Here is a 21,116-nt window from a genome sequence, read left to right on the forward strand (position 1 = left end):
ATGATGGACACCATGACCGAGACGAACGCACCCGACGCCCAGCCCCTGCCCATCCGTGACGAGTCCATCCGCCTCGGCCAGGCGCTCAAGCTCGCCTCCCTCGTGGAGGACGGGGCCATGGCCCGCGACGTCGTCACCGACGGGCTCGTCACCGTCAACGGCGCGGTGGAGACGCGCCGCGGCGCCCAGCTGCACGACGGGGACGTCGTCGAGTTCGCCGGCGAGGCGTTCGTCGTCCAGGCCGGGCAGGCCTGAGCCGACGCCCCGTCGGGCGGCCGCGGCGCCGTCGTCGAGCGTGTCCGGTGCGTCAGCCGCGGGGCGGCACCATGTGGGCGAGGTACTCCTTCACGTGGCCCAGCTCCTGCTCGTTGATCGCGTGGCCGAGCCCGGCGTAGACGATCTTCATGAGGTCCACGTGGGCGTTCAGCCAGGCATGGGTCTCCTCGACCCGGGGCTCGGAGATGATCGGGTCCTCCTGGCCGCGGCCCCAGAAGACCTTCGGTCGGACGCGGGCGACGTCGTCGTCGCGGGTGAACAGCTCACGCAGCTGCGGCTCCGCGAGCTGCGGGTCCACCACGAAGCCGGACAGCGCCACGGTGCACGCGTAGGCCTCCGGGTCCAGGCGCAGCAGCGACGTGGCCATGGCCATGCCCTGTGAGAAGCCGAGCAGGGAGACGGTGCGGAAGTCCCCGCGCACGGCCTGCACCCAGGCGTGCAGGGCCTTGACGGCCTCGCGGACCGGCTCGGCGGTGGAGCCCAGCTCCCCCGTGACCGGGTCTTGGGAGAGCGGGAACCAGGCGTGGGAGCCCGGCTGCAGGGGCAGGGGCGCGCGCACGGCGGCCACCGTGACGTGCTCGGGCAGGTGCGGGACGAGGCCGAACAGGTCGTCCTCGTTCGCGCCGTAGCCGTGCAGGACGATCAGCAGGTCCTCGGTGCGCTCGCCCTCGGGGCGGGACCAGCGGACGACGGGCTCGACGGCGGGGGTGGGGTTCGCGTTCACGTCCGCCAGCCTAGCGAGCGGCGCGGTCGGCCCCTCCCGGAGGTTGACCCCTCCCGCGCGACGCGGGCAGAATCCTACCCGTGGGTAACCCATCCTCCTCTCAGCCTCCGCACGCCTCCGACGCGACCCCGGTCGACGACCCCGCCGCCCATCCCTGGCGCCGCTACGTCGCCATCGGGGACTCGTTCTCCGAGGGCATCGGCGACCCGGACCCGGACCGTCCCGGCTACCACCGCGGCTGGGCCGACCGCCTGGCCGAGGAGCTCTCCCGCCTGACGCCGCCCGGCGAGGACCTGGCCTACGCCAACCTGGCGGTCCGCGGGAAGCTGCTGGACCAGATCGCCGAGGACCAGGTGGAGCCGGCGCTCGCCCTGCGGCCGGACCTCATCAGCGTGTGTGCGGGCGGCAACGACATCCTGCGCGGCGCGGACCCGGACGAGATCGCGGTCCGGCTGGACGCCGTCGTCGAGCGTCTGGCCTCCGACGGCGCCACCGTGCTGCTGTTCAACGCGACCGACGTGAAGGGCACGCCCGTCATCGGCCGCATCCGCGGCACCGTGGCGATCTACAACGAGAACGTGCGCACCATCGCCCTGCGGCACGACGCGCTGGTGCCGGATATGTGGTCGCTCAAGGACCTCGCCCGGCGGGAGATGTGGGCCGAGGACCGCCTGCACTTCTCCGCGCTCGGCCACCACACGATCGCCGCGATGGTGCTGGACACCCTCGGCGTGGAGCACGGCCTCGAGCACCTGCGCCTGGCCCCGCCGGCGCCGCGCACGTGGCGCGAGGCCCGCGCGTCGGACGCGGCGTGGGTGCGCACGCACCTGGCGCCGTGGGTGGTCCGCCGCCTCCGCGGCGTCTCCTCCGGCGACGGCGTCACGGCCAAGCGCCCCGTCCCCGAGCCGCTCTTCGGGGCGCCGATGCCGCAGGGCTCGGACCACACCGAGCCGCTGGACATCGTCGAGCCCTGAGCCCGGCCGGCGGGGGCCGGTGGCCGTTTCTCGAACGACAGTGCCGCGACACGCCGCCGTTTTCCGAACGAAAGTTCAGAGGGCGAGGGTGCGCTTCAGCGTGTCGGCCACCTGACCGTATTCGGTGAGGAAGCCGTCGTGGCCGATGGGCGAGGCGATCGTGTGCACCGGCGGCCGCGCGGGCAGCGCCGCCGCGAGCGCCTCGGACTCGGCCGGCAGGTAGAGCCGGTCCGAGTCGACGGCGGCCACGAACGCCCGGCCGCGGTAGTCCGCGAGCGCCGCCGCCACGCCGCCGCGCCCGCGCCCGACGTCGTGGCCCATGAGGGCCTCGGTGACCACGAGGTAGGAGTTCGCGTCGAACCGGTCGGCGAGCTTGGCCGCCTGGTGGTCCAGGTAGGACTCCACGGCGTAGCGCCCGCGCCCGCCCGGCACCCCGACGACGGCGCCGAACGGGTCCTCGACGCCCTGCGGTTCCCGGCCGAACCGCTGGCCGAGCTCGCCGGCCGTGCGGTAGGTGGTGTGGGCGATGCGCCGGGCGATGCCCAGGCCGGCCACGGGGCCGGGGCCGGGGTAGTAGTCGCCGCCCTGGAAGTCCGGGTCGAGGCGGATGGCCGCGGTCTGCGCCTGCCCCCACGCGATCTGGTCGGCGGAGGAGGCCGCGGTGGCGGCCAGCACACCCACCCCGGCGACGCGCGCGGGGTGGGTCGCGGCCCACTCGAGGGCGCGGGCCCCGCCCATCGATCCGCCGATCACGGCGTGCCAGGCGCCGATCCCGAGGTGGTCGGCCAGGCGCCGCTCGGCCTCGACCGCGTCCCGCAGCGTGAGGAACGGGAACCGGGAGCCCCAGGGCCGCCCGTCGGAGGCCGGCGTCGAGGGCCCGGTGGAGCCGTGGCAGCCGCCGATCATGGCGGGGGCGACCACGAACCACCGGTCCGTGTCCACGGCGCGGCCCGGGCCGACGAGGGCGTCCCACCAGCCCGGCGTCGGGTCCTGCTCGTGCGCGGCCACGTGCGCGTCGCCGGTGAGGGCGTGCAGCACGAGCACGGCGTTGGAGCCGTCGGCGGCGAGGGTGCCCCAGGTCTCGTAGGCCAGCTCGACGTCGGGCAGCAGCCCGCCGGTCTCGGTGCGCAGCTCGCCGACCCGCAGGCGGTGGCGGCCGCCGCGGGGCAGCGCGGTGCGCGACGGACGCGTGGCGACGGCGGTCATGCCTGATCCCCCGCGTCGTCGTCGCCGCGGCGGGCGGCGGCCGCGAAGCCGCGCTCGAGGTCGGCGAGAATGTCCTCGATGTCCTCCACGCCGAGCGAGAGCCGCACCAGGCCGGGGGTGACGCCCGCGGCGCGCTGCTCGTCGTCGGTGAGCTGGGCGTGGGTGGTGGAGGCCGGGTGCACCACGAGCGAGCGGACGTCGCCGATGTTGGCCACGTGGTGGTGCAGGGTGAGCCCGTCCACGAACGCGGCCCCGGCCTCGCGGCCGCCCGCGATCTCGAAGGAGACGAACGCGCCCGCGCCCTTCGGCAGGTAGCGCTGGGCCCGCTCGTGCCACGGGCTGGACTCCAGGCCGGCGTAGACCACGTGCTCGACGTCGTCGCGGCCCTCCAGCCAGCGCGCCACCGCGGCCGCGTTGGCCACCTGCCGCTCCATGCGCAGGGACAGGGTCTCCAGGCCGAGGTTCACCAGGAACGCGTTGAACGGGGAGATCGCCGAGCCGTAGTCGCGCAGCAGCTGCACCCGCGCCTTGAGGATGAAGGCCAGGTTCGCGCCGAGCGGCGAGCCCACCCCGAGGTCCCGCGCGTAGACGAGGCCGTGGTACGACTCGTCCGGCTCGTTGAAGCCGGGGAACCGCTCGGCGTGCTGCGCGTAGTCGAACGTGCCGGCGTCGACGATCACGCCCGCGATGACCGCGGCGTGCCCGCCGAGGTACTTCGTGGCGGAGTGGGTGACGACGTCGGCGCCGTGCTCGATCGGCCGCAGCAGGTACGGGGTGGCCAGCGTGTTGTCCACGATCAGCGGCACGCCGGCCTCGTGGGCGGCGTCGGCGACGGCGCGCACGTCCAGGACGTCGCCGCGCGGGTTGCCGAGGGTCTCGCCGAAGAACGCCTTGGTGTTCGGCCGGACGGCGGCGCGCCAGGACTCGATGTCGTCCGGGTCGGTCACGAACGTCGTCTCGACGCCGACCTTGGCGAGGGTGTGCTTGAACAGGTTCTGCGTGCCGCCGTAGAGGCTGGCCGAGGCGACCACGTGGTCGCCGGCGCCGGCGAGGTTGAGGATCGCGAACGTCGTCGCCGCCTGACCGGAGGCCAGCAGCAGCGCGCCCACACCGCCCTCGAGCGCGGCGATCTTCTCCTCCACCGGGCCCTGCGTCGGGTTGCCGATGCGGGTGTAGAGCGGGTCGAGGTCCTTGAGCGCGAACCGGTCCGCGGCCACCTGGGCGGACGGGAAGTCGTACGAGGTGGTCTGGAAGATCGGCAGGGCGGTCGCACCGAAGGCGTGCTGGCCGGCGGCGACGCCCGCGTGGACCTGCGCGGTGGAGAAGCCCCAGGCGTCGGGGGTCGGGGTGGGCTGGTCGGTCATGGCGGACCCTCCTGAAGGGTTCAGGGGCCGGACCCGTCCGCCCCGCCCGCCGGCCGACGTGCCGATCCGGGAACCGGCGTCGTCGAGGTGCCGGAGATGACCCGGCGCCGTCGAGAGGGGCCGTGGGATCGGCCCGCGCTTGCCGGCAACCGTTGTGGGGCCGGCCTGGTCGTCACCCGGGGCACCCCACCGCGGAAGGAGGGTTGCCGGTCAGCATGCCGGGGCCTGTTGCTGACTCTCGTGACCGTGTCTCCGAGTGTAGCCCGCCGCCCCGCCACGATTTCGTCACGCGTGTCACACGCGGATACGCTCTCCGCACGGGGGCGCCCGACCCGTCAAGGGCTCGACGCCCCCCGACTCGCACCAGGTCAACCCCCGGGGCAGCCCGGGAACGGAGAGGAACAGCGCAGTGCACACCTGTCGCATGGACCACGTGTCCTACGCCGCCGGCCCCGAGGGCCTGGACGCCACGGTCGCCCGCATCGCCGAGACGCTGGGCATCGAGCGGATCAAGGGCGGTGTCCACCCACGTTTCGGCACCCAGAACGCGCTCTTCCCCATGACGGAGGGGCAGTATCTGGAGGTCGTCGAGGCCCTGGACCACCCGGCCTCCCTCAGCGCGCCGTTCGGCCAGCTCGTGCGCGCCCGCACCGAACAGGGCGGCGGCTGGATGAGCTGGGCCGTGGCCACCCCGGACATCGGCCGGTTCGAGCGCCGCCTCGGCCGCGAGGCCGTCCCCGGCAACCGTCGCTTCCCGGACGGCCGCGAGCTGTCCTGGCGGCAGATCGGCATCAAGGGCACCCTCGCGGACCCGCAGCTGCCGTACATCCTGCGCTGGGCCGACGGCCAGGAGGACATGCACCCCTCGCAGGCGGCCGAGCCGCAGGCCACCATCGAGCACCTGAACATCGCCGGCTCCCCCGAGCGCCTCGCCGAGTGGCTCGGCGACGACGAGGACGGCCAGGTCCAGGACGTGGACATCGAGTACGTCGCGCCCTCCGGCACCCCGGGCATCGTCTCGGTCACCTTCCGCACCCCGAAGGGCGAGATCACGCTCTGAGCGCGGGGGCGGGGCCGCTCAGCCGAGCAGCCCCGCCCGCGCCAGCAGCGGGTAGCCGACGAACCCGACGGCGTCCAGCAGCGCGTGCGCGATGACCAGCGGCATCACCCGGCGCACCCGCAGGAACACGAGCGCGAACACCACGCCCATCAGGGCGTTGCCCACGCCCGGCCCGATCCCCTGGTACAGGTGGTACGCCCCGCGCAGCAGCGCGAGGGCGAGCACCACGACGGCAGCGCGGGTCGGCAGGTACAGCCCCTCGGCGCTCACCCACGACGACGGCACGGCCGGCGCCGGATCGCGCGCCAGGCCCGCGTCGCGCAGCCGCTGCAGATACCCGAGCCGGTCGACGAGCCAGGCGCCCACGATGACCTCCTCCAGCAGTCCGTGCCGCAGCGCGGAGAGCAGCAGGACCGGCACCTGATACCAGCTCTCCCCGAGCGCCGAGCCGACGATCGCCGTCGTGATCCCCAGGGCCCGGCCGGCGGCGTAGACGCCGAGCGTGCCCAGCCCGATGGCCGCGAACAGGCCCAGGCCCCAGGCCAGGTCGCGGCCGGGGCGGCGCAGGTCGAGGCCGAGCACCCGGAACGGGTCCCGGCCGCGCAGGTGCATCAGGTGCAGCACGAGGGCCACCGGCACGAGCGCGAACCCGATGCCGAGCAGCTGATAGGTCAGGTCGAAGGCCCAGCGGTCGGCCAGGGCCGGGTTGAGGACGGTGGTCTGCTCCCCCAGCGGGGCCTGGGTGGCCTTGTCGATGAGCTGGACGATCGCGTAGACCGCCGACTTCCCCAGGGAGAGGCCGAGGACGATCGCGATCTCCCACCGCACCGTGCGCGCCGAGGGGGCGGGCAGCGCGGGGGCGGGTCGGGCGGCCGGACCGGCCGGACTGCGGGATGTGCGCGGGGTGGCGGGCATGCCCTCCAGTATCCGCCCGCCCCCTCTCCCCCGGGCGCTTTCGAACGTGAAGTGGGGCCCATCTCCCGTTCGAAAGTCCCCATTCCCCCGATGTCACGTTCGAAAGTCCGGGAGGGCGGAGGGAGGGTTAGCGTGGTCGTGTGGTCTCCCCGCCTGCCCCCAGCGAGCTCGAGCTGGTCCACCGCGCCCTGCAGCACCTCCGCCCCGGTCTCGACCCCGCCCTCGCCCGCCGGCTCCGCACAGCCGACTGGGCCGCGGCGTCCGTGGAGGAGGGCGGGCAGTTCCACCGCGTGCTCGTGCTCGAGGACGTCGGCGTCCTCCGGATGACGCGGGCCCACGAGGTCGGCGCCGCCCCGGCCGCGCGGTGGGCGCCCGAGCGGGATCCCGCGGCGCACCTGCCCCGGCGCCTGGCCCTCCTCGACGGGCTCGCCGCGGCCCTGGCCGAACTCCACGTGCCGTGGGCCGTGCCGGTCGCCCTCTCGGACCCCGTCCCCGCGGGCCCGGGCGCCGCGGTGCTGCAGCGCTTCCTCCCGGGCGGGCCGCACCCGCCGCACGAGGGCGATCCGGCCGTGCTGCGCGGCGTCCTCGACGACCTCGCCGCCGTGGACGTCACCGACCCGCGGATCGTCCCGCACCTCGGCCGCCCGTTCGCCTTCCGCGGCCCGTGGACGTCGGAGCGCGCCCGGCACGTCGCGGCGCTTCCAGAGACGGTGGCCGCGCGCCTGGGCGCGTGGGAGGGGCACGACGTCGACGCGCGGCTGGGCGCCGAGGCGTGGCCGGACGCGGTGGCCGCCCTCACGGACGCGGTGACGGCGTGGACCGCCGCGCCGCCCGTGCCGCCGTCGCTGGTGCACGGCGACCTGGCCGGGCACAACATGCGCTGGCGTGCCGTGCCCGAGGACGAGGACCCGCGCGCCCCGCTGCGCTGGACGCTGGCCGGGGTGCTGGACTGGGACCTCGCGTGCGCGTGGGACCCCGCCCTCAACGTCGCCTACCTGGCGCTGTGGCACGGCGAGGACAAGGTGCCCGACCTGGCCCGGGACGCGGCCGAGGCGCGGCGGGCCCGCGTGTGGCTCGGGGCGATGGCCCTGGAGACGCTCGACGACGCGGCGGCCCGGGACGCGATCGTCGGCGGGCTGGCCGCGGGGTCCTGGCGGCGCCTGCTGCGCAAGACCCTGCCTCGCGTGGCGCGGGCCCTCACCGCGCTGGACGGCTGAGGGCCCGCGCGGTCGTCAGGACAGGCCCAGGCGCTCCAGGACGATCTCGCGGACGCGGCCGGCGTCGGCCTGCCCGCGGGTGGCCTTCATGACCGGGCCGATCAGGGCGCCGACGGCGGCCATCTTGCCGCCCTTGATCTTCTCGGCCACGTCCGGGTTGGCGGCGATCGCGGCGTCGACGGCCTCGGTGAGCGCGCCGTCGTCGGACACCACGGCCAGGCCCTTCGCCGCGACGACCTCCTTCGGGGCGCCCTCGCCGTCGGCCACCAGGCCGAGCACCTGCTTGGCGATCTTGTCGTTGATCGTCTTCGCGGCGATCAGCTCCTCGACCTCCACCACGTGCGCCGGGGTGATCCCCAGCTCGGCGACGGCGACCTCGCGGACGTTCGCCAGGCGGGCGATCTCGCCCATCCACCACTTGCGGGCGGCCGCCGCGGAGGCGCCGGCCTCCACGGTCGCGACGATCTCGTCCAGCACGCCGGCGTTGACGACGTCGCGGAACTCCTCGTCCGCGAAGCCCCACTCGGCCTTGAGCCGCTTGTTCCGCACGGCCGGCAGCTCGGGCATGGCCGCGCGCACGCGCTCGACCCACGCGGCGTCCACGTGCACCGGCACGAGGTCCGGCTCCGGGAAGTACCGGTAGTCGTCCGCGTCCGACTTCGGGCGGCCCGAGGTGGTGCTGCGGGTGTCCTCGTGCCAGTGGCGGGTCTCCTGCGTCACGGTGCCGCCCGCGGCGAGCACCGCGGCCTGGCGCTGGATCTCGTGGGTGACCGCGTGCTGCACGGCGCGCGTGGAGTTCACGTTCTTCGTCTCGGTGCGGGTGCCGAACTCGGTGGCGCCCTTGGGCATCAGCGAGACGTTCGCGTCGCAGCGGACGTTGCCGCGCTCCATCCGCGCGTCGGAGATGTCGATGGCCTGCACGATGTCCCGGATCGCGGTGACGTAGGCGCGGGCCAGCTCGGGGGCCCGTGCGCCGGCGCCGACGATCGGCTTGGTGACGATCTCGATGAGCGGCACGCCCGCACGGTTGTAGTCGACGAGGGACGCGGAGGCGCCCTGGATCCGCCCGGAGCCGCCCACGTGGGTGAGCTTGCCGGCGTCGTCCTCGAGGTGCGCGCGCTCGATCTCCACGCGGAAGACCTCACCGTCCTCCAGCTCGACGTCCAGGTGGCCGTCGAAGACGATCGGCTCGTCGTACTGCGAGGTCTGGAAGTTCTTCGGCGTGTCCGGGTAGAAGTAGTTCTTCCGCGCGAACCGGCAGGTCTCGGCGACCTGCGCGTCCAGGGCCACGCCCAGGCGGATCGCGTACTCCACGACCTCGCGGTTGAGCACCGGCAGGGTGCCGGGCAGGCCGAGGTCGAGCGGGGTCACGTTCGTGTTCGGCTCGTCGCCGAACGCGTTGGGCGCGGAGGAGAAGATCTTCGTGGCGGTGTTCAGCTCCACGTGCACCTCGAAGCCCAGCACGGGGTCGAAGCGCTCCATCGCCTCCGCGAAGTCCATGGTCTGCTCTGCGTGGCTCATGCCCGGCCTCCTGCCGTGGTCGCGGTGGTGGCGCGCTGCGCGCCCTTCTCCAGCTCGGGGGCCTCGGCCCACACCGGCCCGCCCCGGCGCTCCCCGACGAGGCGCTCGAGCGCGGCGCCGGCCTCGTACAGGCGCGCGTCCTCGCGCGCCGGTGCCATCAGCTGCAGGCCGTAGGGCAGCCCGTCGACGACGCCGCCCGGCACGGACATGCCCGGGATGCCGGCGAGGTTGGCCGGGATGGTGGCCAGGTCGTTGACGTACATGGTCATCGGGTCGTCCGTCTTGGCGCCCAGCTCGAACGCCGGGGTCGGCGCGGTGGGCGTGAGGATGACGTCCACCTGCTCGAAGGCGCGGGCGAAGTCCTCCTGCACGAGCGTGCGGACCTTCTGCGCGGAGCCGTAGTAGGCGTCGTAGTAGCCGGCGGACAGCGCGTAGGTGCCCAGGATGATGCGGCGCTTGACCTCGGCGCCGAACCCGGCGGCGCGGGTGGCGCCCATGACCTGCTCGATCGTGCCGCCGCCGTCGGGCACCACGCGGTGGCCGTAGCGGACGCCGTCGAAGCGGGCCAGGTTGGAGGACGCCTCCGAGGGCATGATCAGGTAGTACGCCCCGAGGGCGGCGTCGAAGCTCGGGCAGGAGACCTCCACGATCTCCGCGCCGGCCTCACGCAGGGCTGCGACGTGCTCGTCGAAGCCGGCCCGGATGCCCGGGTGGAACGCGTCCGCCGGCAGGTCCGTCACGACGCCGACGCGCAGCCCCGCCAGGTCGCGGCCGCGGGCCGCGCCGGTCAGGTCCGCCGGCGCGTCAGCCAGGGACGTGGAGTCCTGCGGGTCGTGGCCGGCGATGACCTGCTGCAGCGCCGCGGCGTCGGCCACGGTGCGGGCGGCGGGGCCGATCTGGTCCAGCGAGGAGGCCATGGCGATGAGGCCGTAGCGGGAGACGGCGCCGTAGGTGGGCTTCACGCCGACCGTGCCGGTGAACGCGGCGGGCTCGCGGACGGAGCCGCCGGTGTCCGAGCCGAGGGCGAAGGGGGCCAGGAAGGCGGCGACGGCGGCCGCCGACCCGCCGCCCGAGCCGCCGGGCACGCGGTCCCCGTCCCACGGGTTGCGGGTGATGCCGAACGCGGAGTGCTCGGTGGAGCCGCCCATCGCGAACTCGTCGAGGTTGGTCTTGCCGAGGATCGGCAGGCGGGCCTCGCGGAGGCGGGCCACCACCGTGGCGTCGTACGGGCTGAGCCAGCCCTCGAGCATGCGGGAGGCGGCCGTGGTCGGCTGTCCGCGCGTGACGATGTTGTCCTTCACGGCCACGGGCACGCCGGCCAGCGGGTGCAGGGCGTCGGCCTCGGGGCCGCCGGCGGCACGGATCGCGTCCACCTCGGCGGCGACGGCGAGGGCCTCGTCCGTGTTCACGTGGAGGTAGGCGCGCACGCCGCGGTCGCCGTCGGCGTCGGCGCGCACGTCGCCGTCGTGGGCCGCGATGCGGTCCAGGTGGGCCTGGACGAGCTCCACGGACGTGGTGGTGCCGGCGCGCAGGCGCTCGGCCATCTGCAGCGCGGTGAGCCGGACGAGCTCGTCGGCGCCGAGGGTCGCGTTCACGTCGAACGTCTCGGTCATGGGGGTGATCACTCTCCGTCCAGGATGGCGGGGACCTTGAACTGGCCGTCCTCGGAGTCCGGCGCCTGGTCGAGGGCCTCCTCCTGCGTGAGCATGCCGGCGGGCACATCCTCGCGGAACACGTTCTCCAACGCGATGGGGTGGGACGTCGGCGTCACGTCGTCGCCCGCGGCGGCCTGGACCGCGGAGACGTGCTCCAGGATCTTCTCCAGGTCGCCGGACATCGTGTCCAGCTCCTCGTCGGTCATCCGGATGTGGGCCAGGCGAGCCAGATGCTCCACCTGATCCCGGGTGATCTCAGGCATGGATCTCCTCGTGTGACGGGTCGGGGCGGGGTGGACGACGCCGGCGCGGCGGCGGCCACATCGGGGTCGAGTCTAGTGCCGGGGCCTGGACGGCCGCCGCCACCGCTTCGAGGCGGGAGATCCACCCCACCGCGGCGCTCCGGGCCCGCATGACAGGGATTTCCCGCCCCGAATGGGGTCCCGGTGCCGATGTCCCGCCCGGGGTCAGTCCAGCGCGAGCCGGTAGACGAGGAACGGGCCGGTCTCGTCGGCCGGGTCGAGGTCCGGCACCACGTCCGCGAGGAACCAGTCCCGCTCCGGGACGCGCACGAAGCCGGCGCGCTCGTACATCCGGTGGGCGCCGGTCATGGAGGGCATGGTGGTCAGCACGACGGCGTCCACGCCCTTCTCGGCGCGGGCCCGCGCCACGATCTCGGCCAGCAGGGCGCCGCCCACCCCGCGGCGGTGGAACCGCGGGTGCACGGCGAGCATGCGGAACTCGTACTCCCCGTCGCCGGAGGTCTCGGCCAGGGGCGAGCCGGGCGGGGTGAGCACCACTGACCCGGCCACCTCGCCGTCGACCTCGGCCACGAGCACCTCCGCGCGGCCGGCCCGGTCGGCCACGTCCATGAGGGTCTTCACGTAGGCGTCGTCGGGGGCGATGTGGCCGCCGTCGACATAGGACGCCAGGGTGAGCTCGGCGACCGCCTCGTGGTCCTCGGGGCGCAGCGGGCGGACGAGGGCGCTCATGCGTCGCCTCCGGCGTGCTGGCGCAGCGTGTCCTTCAGGCGGGCGCGGGTCGCGTCCGTGGCCACGACGTAGTCGCGCCGGCGCAGCCAGGCGGTGGGCACGGCCTGGTGGGGGTGGCCGTCGCGCGCCTCGTGCAGCCCCGCGAGGAACGTCGCGGCCGCCGGCTCCTGCCAGATGTTCACCCAGTAGGCGCGCTCCCGCTCCTGCGCCGTCAGTTCCGTGACCAGCCGCCTCGTGAACGAACAGCCCGGCCGCCAGAACACGACGACGCCGCCGCGCTCGACGTGCGCCTGCGCGCCGGCGAACGGCCGCGAGCGGACCCGGACCGCCCACCGGTACGTGACCGCGTAGCCGGCCAGGACGAGCCCGGCCACGATCATGCCGACCTGCTGCAGGCGCGTCCCCGCGATCATGAACGTCAGTCCGCCGGCCACGAACAGGACCGGGTAGAACCACGGGTCTCCGACGATCCGCCTCATGCCCTCTCCCCCGTCACGGCGGCCAGGGCGGACCCGTCCACGTCGCCGGCCACCATCCAGTCAGGATGTGCCGTGCCGTCCGCCGAGGCGGGCCGCGTCACCGCGACGCCGGCCTCCTCCGCCACCAACGCGCCGGCGGCCCAGTCGTACTCCTGCGTGCCGAACTCGGCGTACGCGTCCAGGGTGCCGTCGGCGACCATGCACAGGTCCAGCGCCGCCGAGCCGATCCGTCGCACGTCCCCGAACGCGGGCAGCAGGGCCGCGAGCGCCCGCACCTGCAGGGCCCGGCGGGCGGGGTCGTAGCCGAAGCCGGTGGCGAGCAGTCGCCCCGAGCGTCCGGGCAGGGGACCGGTGAGCCGCACGGGGGCGGCATCGCGGTCGGGCAGGTCCACGCCCGCCGTCGTCGCGTCCGCGGTGCTGAAGGCGCCCCGGCCCGCGCTCGCGTACCAGGTGCGCCCCAGCGCGGGCGCCGCCACGACGCCGGCCAGCCAGCGTTCGGTGCCCTCGGCCACCCCCAGCAGGTCGGCGGTCTCGGCGTCCACCGGGCCGGTGACGGCCACCGAGGTGCAGAACTGCGGAAGCCCGCGCACGAAGTTCGTGGTGCCATCCAGCGGGTCGATGGACCAGCGGTACCCGGACGGCTCGGCCGGACGGGTGGCGCCGTACTCCTCGCCGGTGATCTCGTCCGAGGGGCGGTAGCCGGCGACGACCTCCCGGACGGCCTGCTCGGCGCGGCGGTCGTAGTCGGTGACCCAGTCGGAGCCGGAGGACTTCGTCTGCGCGCCGATCTCCTCGATGCCCAGCGGGACGGCCGGGTGGTGACCGGTCCAGCGCCGGGCCAGGACGTCCGCGCCGGCGCGCGCGGCGGCCTTGGCGACCACGAGCAGGCCCGGGACCGTGGTGCGCGCGCTCATGCCGAGGCCTCCCCCTCTGCGGCGTCGTCGGTGGCGTCGTCCGTGCCCGCCGGGCGCACGGCGTCCGGGCCACCGGCCAGCAGCGCCGTGAACCCGGCCTCGTCCAGCACGGGCACGCCGAGGGACTGCGCCTTGTCCAGCTTGGAGCCGGCGGCCTCGCCGGCCACCAGGAAGTCGGTCTTCTTGGACACGGACCCGGAGGCCCTGCCGCCGCGCACGAGGATCGCCTCCTTCGCGGAGTCGCGGGAGAAGCCCTCGAGCGAGCCGGTGACCACCACGGTCAGGCCCTCGAGCGTGCGCGGGGTGGACTCGTCCTGCTCGTCCTCCATGGCCACACCCGCCGCGGCCCAGCGGTCCACGATCTCCCGGTGCCAGTCCTCGGCGAACCACTCGATGAGCGCGTCCGCGATGATCGGACCGACGCCGTCGATCTCGGCCAGCCGGTCCCGGTCGCCGGCCTCGGCCGCCGCGCGCAGCGCCGCCATCGAGCCGAACGCCGTGGCCAGCGAGCGGGCCGCCGTCGGGCCCACGTGCCGGATGGACAGCGCCACGAGGGTGCGCCACAGCGGCTGGGACTTGGCCTTCTCGAGCTCGTCGAACAGGCGGAGCGTGTTGGCCGTGGGCGCGGACGGCTTCTTCGCGGTGCCGGCGGTGAAGAAGTACGGCTTGAGCGTGAACACGCCCGAGGGCACCATGCGGCCGTCCACCTTCGTACGGCCCTCGCGCCACACGCGGACCTCGCCGAGGGAGCGCTGCAGGTCCGTCAGCCCGTCCTCGCCGCGGGGGCCCGTGATCTCCTCCGGCGTGCCGGAGGCGAGGTCGAAGATCTGCGCCTCCGCCGTGATGGGGCCGGGACCCTCGGGGCGCACCTGCCCCTCGTGCTCGGCCGGGTCCTCGCCGGGGCCCTGGACGAGCCAGCGGGCGGCCTCCTCGCCGAGCGCCTCCACGTCGAAGGCGCCGCGGCTGGCCAGGTGCTCGACGCGGCCGGCCAGCTGGGCCGGGCAGGAGCGGGCGTTGGGGCAGCGCAGGTCCACGTCCCCCTCCTTGGCCGGGGCCAGCGGCGTGCCGCACGAGGGGCAGTGCGCGGGCATGACGAACTCGCGCAGCTCCCGGCCCGCCTCGATCGCCTTCTCGCGCAGCGGCAGCACGGGGCCCACGACCTCGGGGATCACGTCCCCGGCCTTGCGCACCACCACGGTGTCCCCGATCAGCACGCCCTTGGCCTTGACCACGTCCTGGTTGTGCAGGGTGGCCAGAGAGACGGTGGACCCGGCCACGGTGACCGGCTCCAACACCGCGAACGGGGTCACCCGACCGGTGCGGCCCACCGAGACCGCGATGTCCCGCAGCAGCGTGTGCACCTCCTCCGGCGGGTACTTGTACGCCGCCGCCCAGCGGGGCACGCGGGAGGTGTGGCCGAGGTAGCGCTGGTCCGCGAACGCGTCCGCCTTCACCACGATGCCGTCGATCTCGTGGATCAGCTCGTGCCGGCGCCGGCCGTACTCCTCGATCACCGCGACGACGGCGGCCAACGCCTCCTCGTCCGCACCCTCCACCACGCGGGTGTAGGGGCTCACGGGCAGGCCCCAGCCCGCGAGCGCGTAGTACACCTCGTGCTGGGACTCCAGTCCGAACGCCTCGACCGAGCCGATGCCGTGCACGAACATGGCCAGCGGGCGCTGCGCGGTGACGGCCGGGTCCTTCTGACGCAGGGCGCCGGCGGCGGCGTTGCGCGGGTTCGCGAACGGCGTCTGACCCTCCTCGGCACGGCGCGCGTTGAGCTCGGCGAAGGCGGCGGAGGACATGAACACCTCGCCGCGCACCTCGAACTCGGCGGGCCAGCCCTCGCCGGAGAGCTCGTGCGGGATGTCCCCGATGGTGCGCACGTTGGCGGTGACGTCCTCGCCCGTGACGCCGTCGCCGCGGGTGGCGGCCTGCACGAGCCGCCCGTCCCGGTAGCGCAGGGCGACGGCGAGCCCGTCGATCTTCACCTCCACGAGCCAGCGGGGCGCCACGCCCGGTCGCACCTGCGTCAGGGCCTGCGCCGCGCGGCGGAACCAGACCTCGAGCTCCTCGATGGAGAACAGGTCCTCGAGCGAGTACATGCGGGCCCCGTGCCGGACGGGGGCGAACGCCTCCGAGACCTCGCCGCCGACCTCCTGGGTGGGCGAGTCGTTGGCCACGAGCTCGGGGTGCAGGGCCTCGAGGTCCTCGAGGCGGCGGTACAGCGCGTCGTACTCGGCGTCCGAGATCTCCGGGGCGTCCCGCTGGTAGTAGGCGGTCCGGGCGGCGCGGACCCGCTCCACGAGGTCCTCGTACTCCTCCCGCAGGTCCGCGGCGGGGATGTCCTGCGGATCGGGCTGGGCGGCGGATTCCTTGGGGGTGCTCACCCGGCCCAGCGTAGTCGGCGTCCCGGACGGCGCACCCGGGTCAGGGGATGCGCACGAGCACCGCCGTGATGTTGTCCCGGCCGCCGCGCCACAGGGCGGCGCCGATGAGCTTCTCGAGGGCGTCCTCGAGGGTGTCGGCGTCGTCGATCAGCGCGCGGATCTCCTCGTCCAGCAGCTCGCCGGTCAGGCCGTCGCTGCACAGCAGGACGAGGTCCCCGGAGGCGAGGGGGACCTCGGCCACGTCCACCGTGAGCGCCTCGCGCGAGCCGAGCGCGCGGGTGATGACGTTGCGGCGCGGGTGGACGCGGGCTTCGGCGGGGGTGAGCTCCCCCGCGTCGACGAGCATCTGGACCGCCGAGTGGTCCACCGTGAGCTGCTGGAGCACCGGCGAGCCGACGGGCCGCAGGTACACCCGGGAGTCGCCGACGTTCGCCACGGCCCAGCGGCCGCGCTCCGTGTCCAGGCAGGCCAGGACGGTCAGGGTGGTGCCGGAGCGCCCCAGCCCGGCCTCGACGACGGCGGCGTCCGCCTCGTGGATCAGGTGGCCGAGCTCCTGGGGCGTGTGGGCCGTGCCCGGGGCGAGCACCTCGGGGGCGCGGCGGCGCAGGGTCTCGATCGCGGCGGCCGAGGCCACCTCGCCGGCCTCGTGCCCGCCCATGCCGTCGGCCACGGCGGCGAGCACCAGCGGCTCCCCGACGAGGGTCCACGCGTCCTCGTTCAGGTCGCGGACGGCGCCCACGTGGGTGGCGCCCGCGGCCTGGGGCCGCGGCGCGGACGGGGTCTCGGGGCGGGGGTCCACGGGGTCCTCGATCAGTCGGCGAGCAGGGTCTGGGCCGACCCGTCCAAGAGCAGGGAGGGGCGGACCTCTCCGAACCCGCGGACGATCCTGGGCGGCTGCGGGACGAGCACGAAGCGCTCGTCCCGGGACAGGGCCGCAGCGGTCATGGCGTCCACGAGCACGGTACCCGGATCGGCCAGGGACGTCAGCCGCGCGGCGAGGTTCACGGTGGGCCCGTAGATGTCCCCCATGCGGGAGAGCACCCGTCCCCATGTCAGGGCGACGCGCGCCGAGGGCAGCTCCTCGTCCGCGGCGATGGTCTCGGCCAGGGAGAGCGCGATCGCGGCGCCGGCCTCGGGGGTCTCGGCGTTGAACATGACCTCGTCGCCGATGGTCTTCACGAGCCAGCCGCCGCCGGCCGAGATGGTCTCCGCGGCGAGGGACTCGAAGCGCAGCACCATGCGGGCCAGCGTCCGGTCGTCCATGGTCCGGGAGAGCGTCGTGTAGGAGACCATGTCCGCGAAGCCGACGGCGCGGGCCAGCGGCAGCGGCGCATCCGACTCGGAGCCGTCGCGGCCCTGGGCGCTGGCCGCCAGCCCGGCCTCCACGCGCACGGTCAGGCGCTGGACGGCGCGGTTGAGCTGGCGCCGGTAGACGATCCGCATGGCCTTCTCGAGCGGTCCGACCATGTCCGGGAGCATGTCGACGACGGCCCGCCGCGCCTCCGGGTCCGTCAGGTCCTCGGAGGCGATCTTGTCCTCCACGAGCGCCTCGATCTGCCACACCACCATGCGGTCCGTCATCTGCCCGATCGACCGGGCCAGCGAGATGGCGGTGTCCTCGTTCAGCGTCCCCGAGCGCACGAGCGTGAGCACGGACTCGAACGCCTCGATGTCCGCCTCGGTGAAGGCCTTGTGCCCCTCCGGCGACGTCGGATAGCCCAGCGCACGCCAGATCTTCCGGGCGGAGCCCATCGAGACGCCGAGGCGCCGCGCCACCTCCCGCGAGGTGTAGGCGCGCGGGCCCACCACCAGGCCGGCGTCGAGCGTGCGCATCGCGCTCGTCCAGCCGGCGGGCTGGGCGGAGCGCTCCTCGACGTCGCGGGCGGTCTCGTCCTCAGCCGACGGGACGATCGGCAGCGGTGCGGTGTCCGGTGTCTCCGGACGGCTCATCGGAGGTCTCCTGTCGGGACGGGGGCGGGCCAGGTTGCGGTGCGGGCCTGGCGGGTGAGGTGGGCCAGGGCCTCCTCGAAGCGCGCGGCCTCGGGGACGTCGCGCAGCCGCCAGTGGACCTGGCGGGCGGGCTCCTGGAAGAGGATGTGCAGGTCTCCGGCACCCGAGCCGCGGCGGCGCCGCTGCACGTCGGCGATGGACACGAGCGGCATGGCGGCCCCGGAGCCGCCGACGCCGGCGCCCTGGAGGATGCGGCGGTCGGTGAGCACGGTGCGCCGGAAGACCCAGCGCCACAGCGGGCGGATGGTGCCGGGGAGCAGGACGAGCGCCGCGACCACCCACGCGGCCGCCTCGAGCACGGCGCGGTTCGCGGCGACGATCCCGGGCAGGTCGGGGCGTGCGAGCACGCCGACGGCCAGGCCGAGCAGGAACGCGACGGCCACGAGGACCGCGGCCGGGCGCAGCAGCGCGCGCGGGTGGGTGCGGGTGCGCACCATCACCTGCTCACCGGGCTCGAGTCGCACGGCGGTCACCTCCTGACCGGGACGGGTGTGTCATGCGCCGCGATGGACGTCTCCGCGCAGGTGGGCCACGTCCCCCGCACTGACCTCGGTCTCGATTGTGCCACGGTCCGGTGTGACGTGCTTCACGCGCAGGGTGCCGCCGGGGCCGAGGCCCACGGCCGTGCCCTCCAGCACGCCGCCGCCGGGCAGCTCGGCGCGCACCGCGCGGCCCAGCGTGGAGAGCCGGTCCGCCACGGCCGCCACGGCCGGGTGACGCCCGTCCACGGCCGCCGTCTGCCCCGCCACGCCCGCCGCGAAGCGGTCCACGGCCGCCACGACGGCGTCACGCAGCTCGACCGCGAGGTCCCGGGGCGCGGGCACGGCGTCCGCGCCGATCCACTCCGCCAGGTCCGAGGCGGTGTCCACCGGGGCGGCCCCGCGGTGGTCCAGGTTCACGCCCATCCCGACGACGACGCCGGGCCCCTTGCCGTCCGAGGACAGCGCCACCGTGGCCAGCACGCCGCACAGCTTGCGCCCGTCGGTGGCGAGCACGTCGTTCGGCCACTTCACGTGCGTCAGGACGCCCCGGGCCGCGAGGCGCTCGGCGACCGTGGCGGAGGCGACGAGCGAGAGCCAGCTCAGATGGGCCGGGGAGACCGGCACCCCGCCGGACTCGGGACGCAGGTACACGGACAGGGCGAGCGCCGCACCCGGCGCGGCGCTCCACACCCGGGAGTGCCGTCCCCGGCCGGCCCGCTGGTCCGCGGTGGCCACGGCCGCACCGTGCCGGTGTCCCTCGCGGTCCAGCCGTGCGAGGAGCTCATCCTGCGTGGAGCCGGCGGAGTCCAGCCAGGTCAGATCCGGTGTGGGGGCGTCGTCGGGGTGCATGCCCCTAGATATACACGGCGTTCCCGGGGGCGGGCTGGGCGGGCCGATCCGCTCCCGGGGCGCGCGGAGGGGCGGCCCGGGCCGACGTCCTCGTCGTTTGTGGGCTTCCTCCAACCGAGGGCGTCCGCGGCGGCCCGTAGACTGGCCGACTGAGCCTCCGCATCTGGCGGACCACCACAAGGAGGACGTGTGACCGATCCCGATCTGACCACCACGGCCGGCCGGCTGGCCGACCTGCATCGGCGGCTCGAGGCGACGGCCGCGCCCGGCGGCCCGGACGCCGTCGAGCGCCAGCACGCGCGCGGCAAGCACACCGCGCGCGAGCGGATCGACCTCCTCCTGGACGAGGGCTCCTTCGTGGAGCTGGACGCGCTGGCCGTGCACCGCACCACCGCGTTCGGCATGGACGCCAAGCACCCGGCCGGCGATGGCCTGGTGTCCGGCTTCGGCACCGTGGACGGACGCCAGGTGGCCGTCTACTCCCAGGACTTCACCGTGTTCGGCGGCTCGCTGTCCGAGCGCAACGGACAGAAGATCGTGAAGGTCCAGGAGTTCGCCGCGCGCAACGGCTGCCCCGTGATCGGCATCCTCGACGGCGGCGGCGCGCGCATCCAGGAGGGCGTGGCCTCCCTCGCCCAGTTCGCGGACATCTTCCGGAACAACGTCCTGGCCTCGGGCATGATCCCGCAGATCTCGCTGATCATGGGCCCCTCCGCCGGCGGCGCGGCCTATTCGCCGGCGCTGACGGACGTCGTGGTGATGGTGGACCAGACCTCGCACATGTTCATCACCGGCCCGGACGTGATCAAGACCGTCACGGGCGAGGACGTGGACATGGAGACCCTCGGCGGCGCCCGCTCGCACAACGCCACCTCCGGCACCGCCCACTACATGGCCTCCTCGGAGGAGGACGCGATCGCCTACGTGCAGGAGCTGCTCGAGCTGCTGCCCTCCAACAACCTCGCGGAGGCCCCGACCTTCGAGGCCGCGGACCCGGAGCCCACGGACGAGGACCTCGCCCTGGACGAGATCGTCCCGGACTCCGCCAACCAGCCCTACGACATGCTCGAGGTCATCGCCTCGATCGTGGACGAGGGCCACCTGCTGCAGCTGCAGGAGCTGTACGCGCCCAACGTGATCACCGGCCTGGCCCGCCTGGACGGCATGAGCGTGGGCGTCGTCGCGAACCAGCCGATGCAGTTCGCCGGCACCCTGGACATCGCCGCCTCGGAGAAGGCCGCGCGGTTCGTGCGCTTCTGCGACGCGTTCAACATCCCGATCATCACCCTCGTGGACGTGCCCGGGTTCCTGCCCGGCACGGACCAGGAGTTCAACGGCATCATCCGCCGCGGCGCCAAGCTGATCTACGCCTACGCCGAGGCCACCGTGCCGAAGCTGACCGTGATCACGCGCAAGGCCTTCGGCGGCGCGTACATCGTGATGGGCTCCAAGAAGCTCGGCGCGGACCTGAACCTGGCCTGGCCGAGCGCCCAGATCGGCGTGATGGGCGCCCAGGGCGCCGTGAACATCCTGTACCGGCGCGACCTGAAGGCGACGGCGGAGGCGGGCGGCGACGTCGACGCGCGCCGGGCCGAGATCGTGGCCGACTACGAGGCCGAGCTGCTCAACCCGTACCAGGCCGCCGAGCTGGGCTACGTGGACGCCGTGGTGCCCCCGCACGCCACCCGCGGCCAGCTCATCCGCGCCCTGCGCGCCACCCTGCACAAGCGCGAGGCCCGCCCCGCCAAGAAGCACGGGAACATGCCGCTGTGAGCGCCCTGCTGGGTCCGGGCGCCCCGGACGAGAACGACGAGTCGACGCAGGCCACGCCGGCGTCGGCCGACCCGCTGCAGCTCAGCGGCCCGGAGTTGGAGCCGGAGGAGATGGCGGCGCTGGCCGCCGTCCTCGAGGCGGCCGCCGCGGCCCGGGCCGAAGCCGCCCGGCTCGCCGCCGCGGCCGCCGACCCCCGTCCCCTGGACCGCACGCTCCGCCGTCGCGGCGACCTGGGCCTGTGGGCCCGGCCCGGCCGCGGCCAGTGGCGTCAGGGCGCGGGCCCGCAGTGAGCCGGGGGCGGGTGCCAGCGCCTAG

General features: G+C 74.7%; 21 protein-coding genes and 1 riboswitch. Of the genes, 6 read left to right on the forward strand and 15 right to left on the reverse strand.

The features are described from left to right. The first annotated feature begins 12 nt into the window (after positions 1 to 12). Positions 13 to 255: an RNA-binding S4 domain-containing protein gene (locus NR073_RS08540; RefSeq protein WP_036317588.1), complete on the forward strand. Its 243-nt coding sequence runs from the start codon at positions 13 to 15 to the stop codon at positions 253 to 255. A gap of 52 nt (positions 256 to 307) precedes the next feature. Here NR073_RS08540 and NR073_RS08545 read toward each other — a convergent pair whose 3' ends face one another. After that, the gene (locus NR073_RS08545; protein WP_134377310.1) at positions 308 to 1,000 is read right to left on the reverse strand and encodes an alpha/beta hydrolase; all 693 of its coding nucleotides are present in this window, start codon (positions 998 to 1,000) and stop codon (positions 308 to 310) included. Between the two features lie 80 nt (positions 1,001 to 1,080). Between NR073_RS08545 and NR073_RS08550 the strand changes: the two genes are divergently transcribed. Next, a complete protein-coding gene (locus NR073_RS08550; RefSeq protein WP_256748740.1) occupies positions 1,081 to 1,974 on the forward strand; it encodes an SGNH/GDSL hydrolase family protein in 894 nt (297 codons plus the stop codon). 75 nt (positions 1,975 to 2,049) lie between these two features. Here NR073_RS08550 and NR073_RS08555 read toward each other — a convergent pair whose 3' ends face one another. Together NR073_RS08555 and NR073_RS08560 are read right to left on the reverse strand one after the other, a co-directional pair. Continuing rightward, positions 2,050 to 3,180: a homoserine O-acetyltransferase gene (locus NR073_RS08555; RefSeq protein WP_256748741.1), complete on the reverse strand. Its 1,131-nt coding sequence runs from the start codon at positions 3,178 to 3,180 to the stop codon at positions 2,050 to 2,052. Then, positions 3,177 to 4,544 (reverse strand): bifunctional o-acetylhomoserine/o-acetylserine sulfhydrylase, encoded by a 1,368-nt coding sequence (locus tag NR073_RS08560; RefSeq protein WP_256748742.1) that lies wholly within the window; start codon positions 4,542 to 4,544, stop codon positions 3,177 to 3,179. The genes NR073_RS08555 and NR073_RS08560 overlap by 4 nt, the downstream gene beginning before the upstream one ends. A gap of 130 nt (positions 4,545 to 4,674) precedes the next feature. Continuing rightward, a riboswitch (SAM riboswitch) is annotated at positions 4,675 to 4,790 on the reverse strand. Positions 4,791 to 4,968: 178 nt separating this feature from the next. On the opposite strand from NR073_RS08560, the gene NR073_RS08565 reads away from it, so the two are divergent. Beyond that, positions 4,969 to 5,604 carry a VOC family protein gene (locus NR073_RS08565; protein ID WP_241179311.1) on the forward strand — a complete coding sequence of 212 codons (636 nt, stop codon included), beginning with the start codon at positions 4,969 to 4,971 and terminating at the stop codon, positions 5,602 to 5,604. 18 nt (positions 5,605 to 5,622) lie between these two features. Here the strand turns inward: NR073_RS08565 and NR073_RS08570 are convergent, their stop codons facing one another. Further along, a complete protein-coding gene (locus NR073_RS08570; RefSeq protein ID WP_256748743.1) occupies positions 5,623 to 6,519 on the reverse strand; it encodes a CPBP family intramembrane glutamic endopeptidase in 897 nt (298 codons plus the stop codon). Between the two features lie 140 nt (positions 6,520 to 6,659). Between NR073_RS08570 and NR073_RS08575 the strand changes: the two genes are divergently transcribed. After that, the gene (locus NR073_RS08575) at positions 6,660 to 7,736 is read left to right on the forward strand and encodes a phosphotransferase (RefSeq protein WP_256748744.1); all 1,077 of its coding nucleotides are present in this window, start codon (positions 6,660 to 6,662) and stop codon (positions 7,734 to 7,736) included. Positions 7,737 to 7,751: 15 nt separating this feature from the next. On the opposite strand, the gene gatB is transcribed toward NR073_RS08575, so the two are convergent. From gatB to NR073_RS08630, 11 genes are all read right to left on the reverse strand, one after another. Further along, positions 7,752 to 9,257 carry an Asp-tRNA(Asn)/Glu-tRNA(Gln) amidotransferase subunit GatB gene (gene gatB / locus NR073_RS08580; protein ID WP_256748745.1) on the reverse strand — a complete coding sequence of 502 codons (1,506 nt, stop codon included), beginning with the start codon at positions 9,255 to 9,257 and terminating at the stop codon, positions 7,752 to 7,754. Next, entirely contained in the window at positions 9,254 to 10,870 is a 1,617-nt protein-coding gene (gene gatA / locus NR073_RS08585) for an Asp-tRNA(Asn)/Glu-tRNA(Gln) amidotransferase subunit GatA (RefSeq protein ID WP_169577978.1), read from the reverse strand. Before gatA ends, gatB begins: the two co-directional genes overlap by 4 nt. An 8-nt stretch (positions 10,871 to 10,878) precedes the next feature. Beyond that, on the reverse strand, positions 10,879 to 11,175 hold the full coding sequence (gene gatC, locus NR073_RS08590) for an Asp-tRNA(Asn)/Glu-tRNA(Gln) amidotransferase subunit GatC (RefSeq protein WP_002854348.1): 297 nt from the start codon (positions 11,173 to 11,175) through the stop codon (positions 10,879 to 10,881). A gap of 204 nt (positions 11,176 to 11,379) precedes the next feature. Next, complete coding sequence (locus tag NR073_RS08595) at positions 11,380 to 11,904, reverse strand: GNAT family N-acetyltransferase (RefSeq protein ID WP_060973931.1); 525 nt, start codon at positions 11,902 to 11,904, stop codon at positions 11,380 to 11,382. Further along, positions 11,901 to 12,383, reverse strand: coding sequence for a hypothetical protein (locus NR073_RS08600; RefSeq protein ID WP_060973932.1), 483 nt, complete (start codon positions 12,381 to 12,383; stop codon positions 11,901 to 11,903). The genes NR073_RS08595 and NR073_RS08600 overlap by 4 nt, the downstream gene beginning before the upstream one ends. Next, the gene (locus NR073_RS08605; RefSeq protein WP_020625516.1) at positions 12,380 to 13,297 is read right to left on the reverse strand and encodes an inositol monophosphatase family protein; all 918 of its coding nucleotides are present in this window, start codon (positions 13,295 to 13,297) and stop codon (positions 12,380 to 12,382) included. Before NR073_RS08605 ends, NR073_RS08600 begins: the two co-directional genes overlap by 4 nt. Continuing rightward, entirely contained in the window at positions 13,294 to 15,687 is a 2,394-nt protein-coding gene (gene ligA / locus NR073_RS08610) for an NAD-dependent DNA ligase LigA (protein WP_256748746.1), read from the reverse strand. Before ligA ends, NR073_RS08605 begins: the two co-directional genes overlap by 4 nt. 40 nt (positions 15,688 to 15,727) lie before the next feature. Then, on the reverse strand, positions 15,728 to 16,486 hold the full coding sequence (locus NR073_RS08615) for a PP2C family serine/threonine-protein phosphatase (protein ID WP_020625514.1): 759 nt from the start codon (positions 16,484 to 16,486) through the stop codon (positions 15,728 to 15,730). An 11-nt stretch (positions 16,487 to 16,497) separates the two neighbouring features. Then, complete coding sequence (locus NR073_RS08620) at positions 16,498 to 17,637, reverse strand: adenylate/guanylate cyclase domain-containing protein (protein WP_060973731.1); 1,140 nt, start codon at positions 17,635 to 17,637, stop codon at positions 16,498 to 16,500. Beyond that, entirely contained in the window at positions 17,634 to 18,161 is a 528-nt protein-coding gene (locus NR073_RS08625) for a PH domain-containing protein (protein WP_041103555.1), read from the reverse strand. The genes NR073_RS08620 and NR073_RS08625 overlap by 4 nt, the downstream gene beginning before the upstream one ends. 30 nt (positions 18,162 to 18,191) lie before the next feature. Then, the gene (locus NR073_RS08630) at positions 18,192 to 19,028 is read right to left on the reverse strand and encodes a biotin--[acetyl-CoA-carboxylase] ligase (protein ID WP_041103545.1); all 837 of its coding nucleotides are present in this window, start codon (positions 19,026 to 19,028) and stop codon (positions 18,192 to 18,194) included. Positions 19,029 to 19,217: 189 nt separating this feature from the next. Here NR073_RS08630 and NR073_RS08635 point away from each other — a divergent pair, with 189 nt between their 5' ends. Next, positions 19,218 to 20,801 (forward strand): acyl-CoA carboxylase subunit beta, encoded by a 1,584-nt coding sequence (locus NR073_RS08635; protein ID WP_041103546.1) that lies wholly within the window; start codon positions 19,218 to 19,220, stop codon positions 20,799 to 20,801. Beyond that, positions 20,798 to 21,091: a hypothetical protein gene (locus NR073_RS08640; protein WP_101965796.1), complete on the forward strand. Its 294-nt coding sequence runs from the start codon at positions 20,798 to 20,800 to the stop codon at positions 21,089 to 21,091. Before NR073_RS08635 ends, NR073_RS08640 begins: the two co-directional genes overlap by 4 nt. The last annotated feature ends 25 nt before the right edge of the window (positions 21,092 to 21,116 follow it).

The organism is Micrococcus sp. Mcc28, assembly GCF_024519775.1.
Classification (GTDB): Bacteria; Actinomycetota; Actinomycetes; order Actinomycetales; family Micrococcaceae; genus Micrococcus; species Micrococcus luteus.

Coding starts and splice junctions, on each gene's coding strand:
- gatC (WP_002854348.1), bottom strand. CDS start 11,175: ATGCCTGAGATCACCCGGGATCAGGTGGAGCATCTGGCTCGCCTGGCC.
- NR073_RS08620 (WP_060973731.1), bottom strand. CDS start 17,637: ATGAGCCGTCCGGAGACACCGGACACCGCACCGCTGCCGATCGTCCCG.
- NR073_RS08605 (WP_020625516.1), bottom strand. CDS start 13,297: ATGAGCGCGCGCACCACGGTCCCGGGCCTGCTCGTGGTCGCCAAGGCC.
- NR073_RS08630 (WP_041103545.1), bottom strand. CDS start 19,028: ATGCACCCCGACGACGCCCCCACACCGGATCTGACCTGGCTGGACTCC.
- NR073_RS08600 (WP_060973932.1), bottom strand. CDS start 12,383: ATGAGGCGGATCGTCGGAGACCCGTGGTTCTACCCGGTCCTGTTCGTG.
- NR073_RS08595 (WP_060973931.1), bottom strand. CDS start 11,904: ATGAGCGCCCTCGTCCGCCCGCTGCGCCCCGAGGACCACGAGGCGGTC.
- NR073_RS08555 (WP_256748741.1), bottom strand. CDS start 3,180: ATGACCGCCGTCGCCACGCGTCCGTCGCGCACCGCGCTGCCCCGCGGC.
- gatB (WP_256748745.1), bottom strand. CDS start 9,257: ATGAGCCACGCAGAGCAGACCATGGACTTCGCGGAGGCGATGGAGCGC.
- gatA (WP_169577978.1), bottom strand. CDS start 10,870: ATGACCGAGACGTTCGACGTGAACGCGACCCTCGGCGCCGACGAGCTC.
- NR073_RS08570 (WP_256748743.1), bottom strand. CDS start 6,519: ATGCCCGCCACCCCGCGCACATCCCGCAGTCCGGCCGGTCCGGCCGCC.
- NR073_RS08565 (WP_241179311.1), top strand. CDS start 4,969: ATGGACCACGTGTCCTACGCCGCCGGCCCCGAGGGCCTGGACGCCACG.
- NR073_RS08560 (WP_256748742.1), bottom strand. CDS start 4,544: ATGACCGACCAGCCCACCCCGACCCCCGACGCCTGGGGCTTCTCCACC.
- NR073_RS08540 (WP_036317588.1), top strand. CDS start 13: ATGACCGAGACGAACGCACCCGACGCCCAGCCCCTGCCCATCCGTGAC.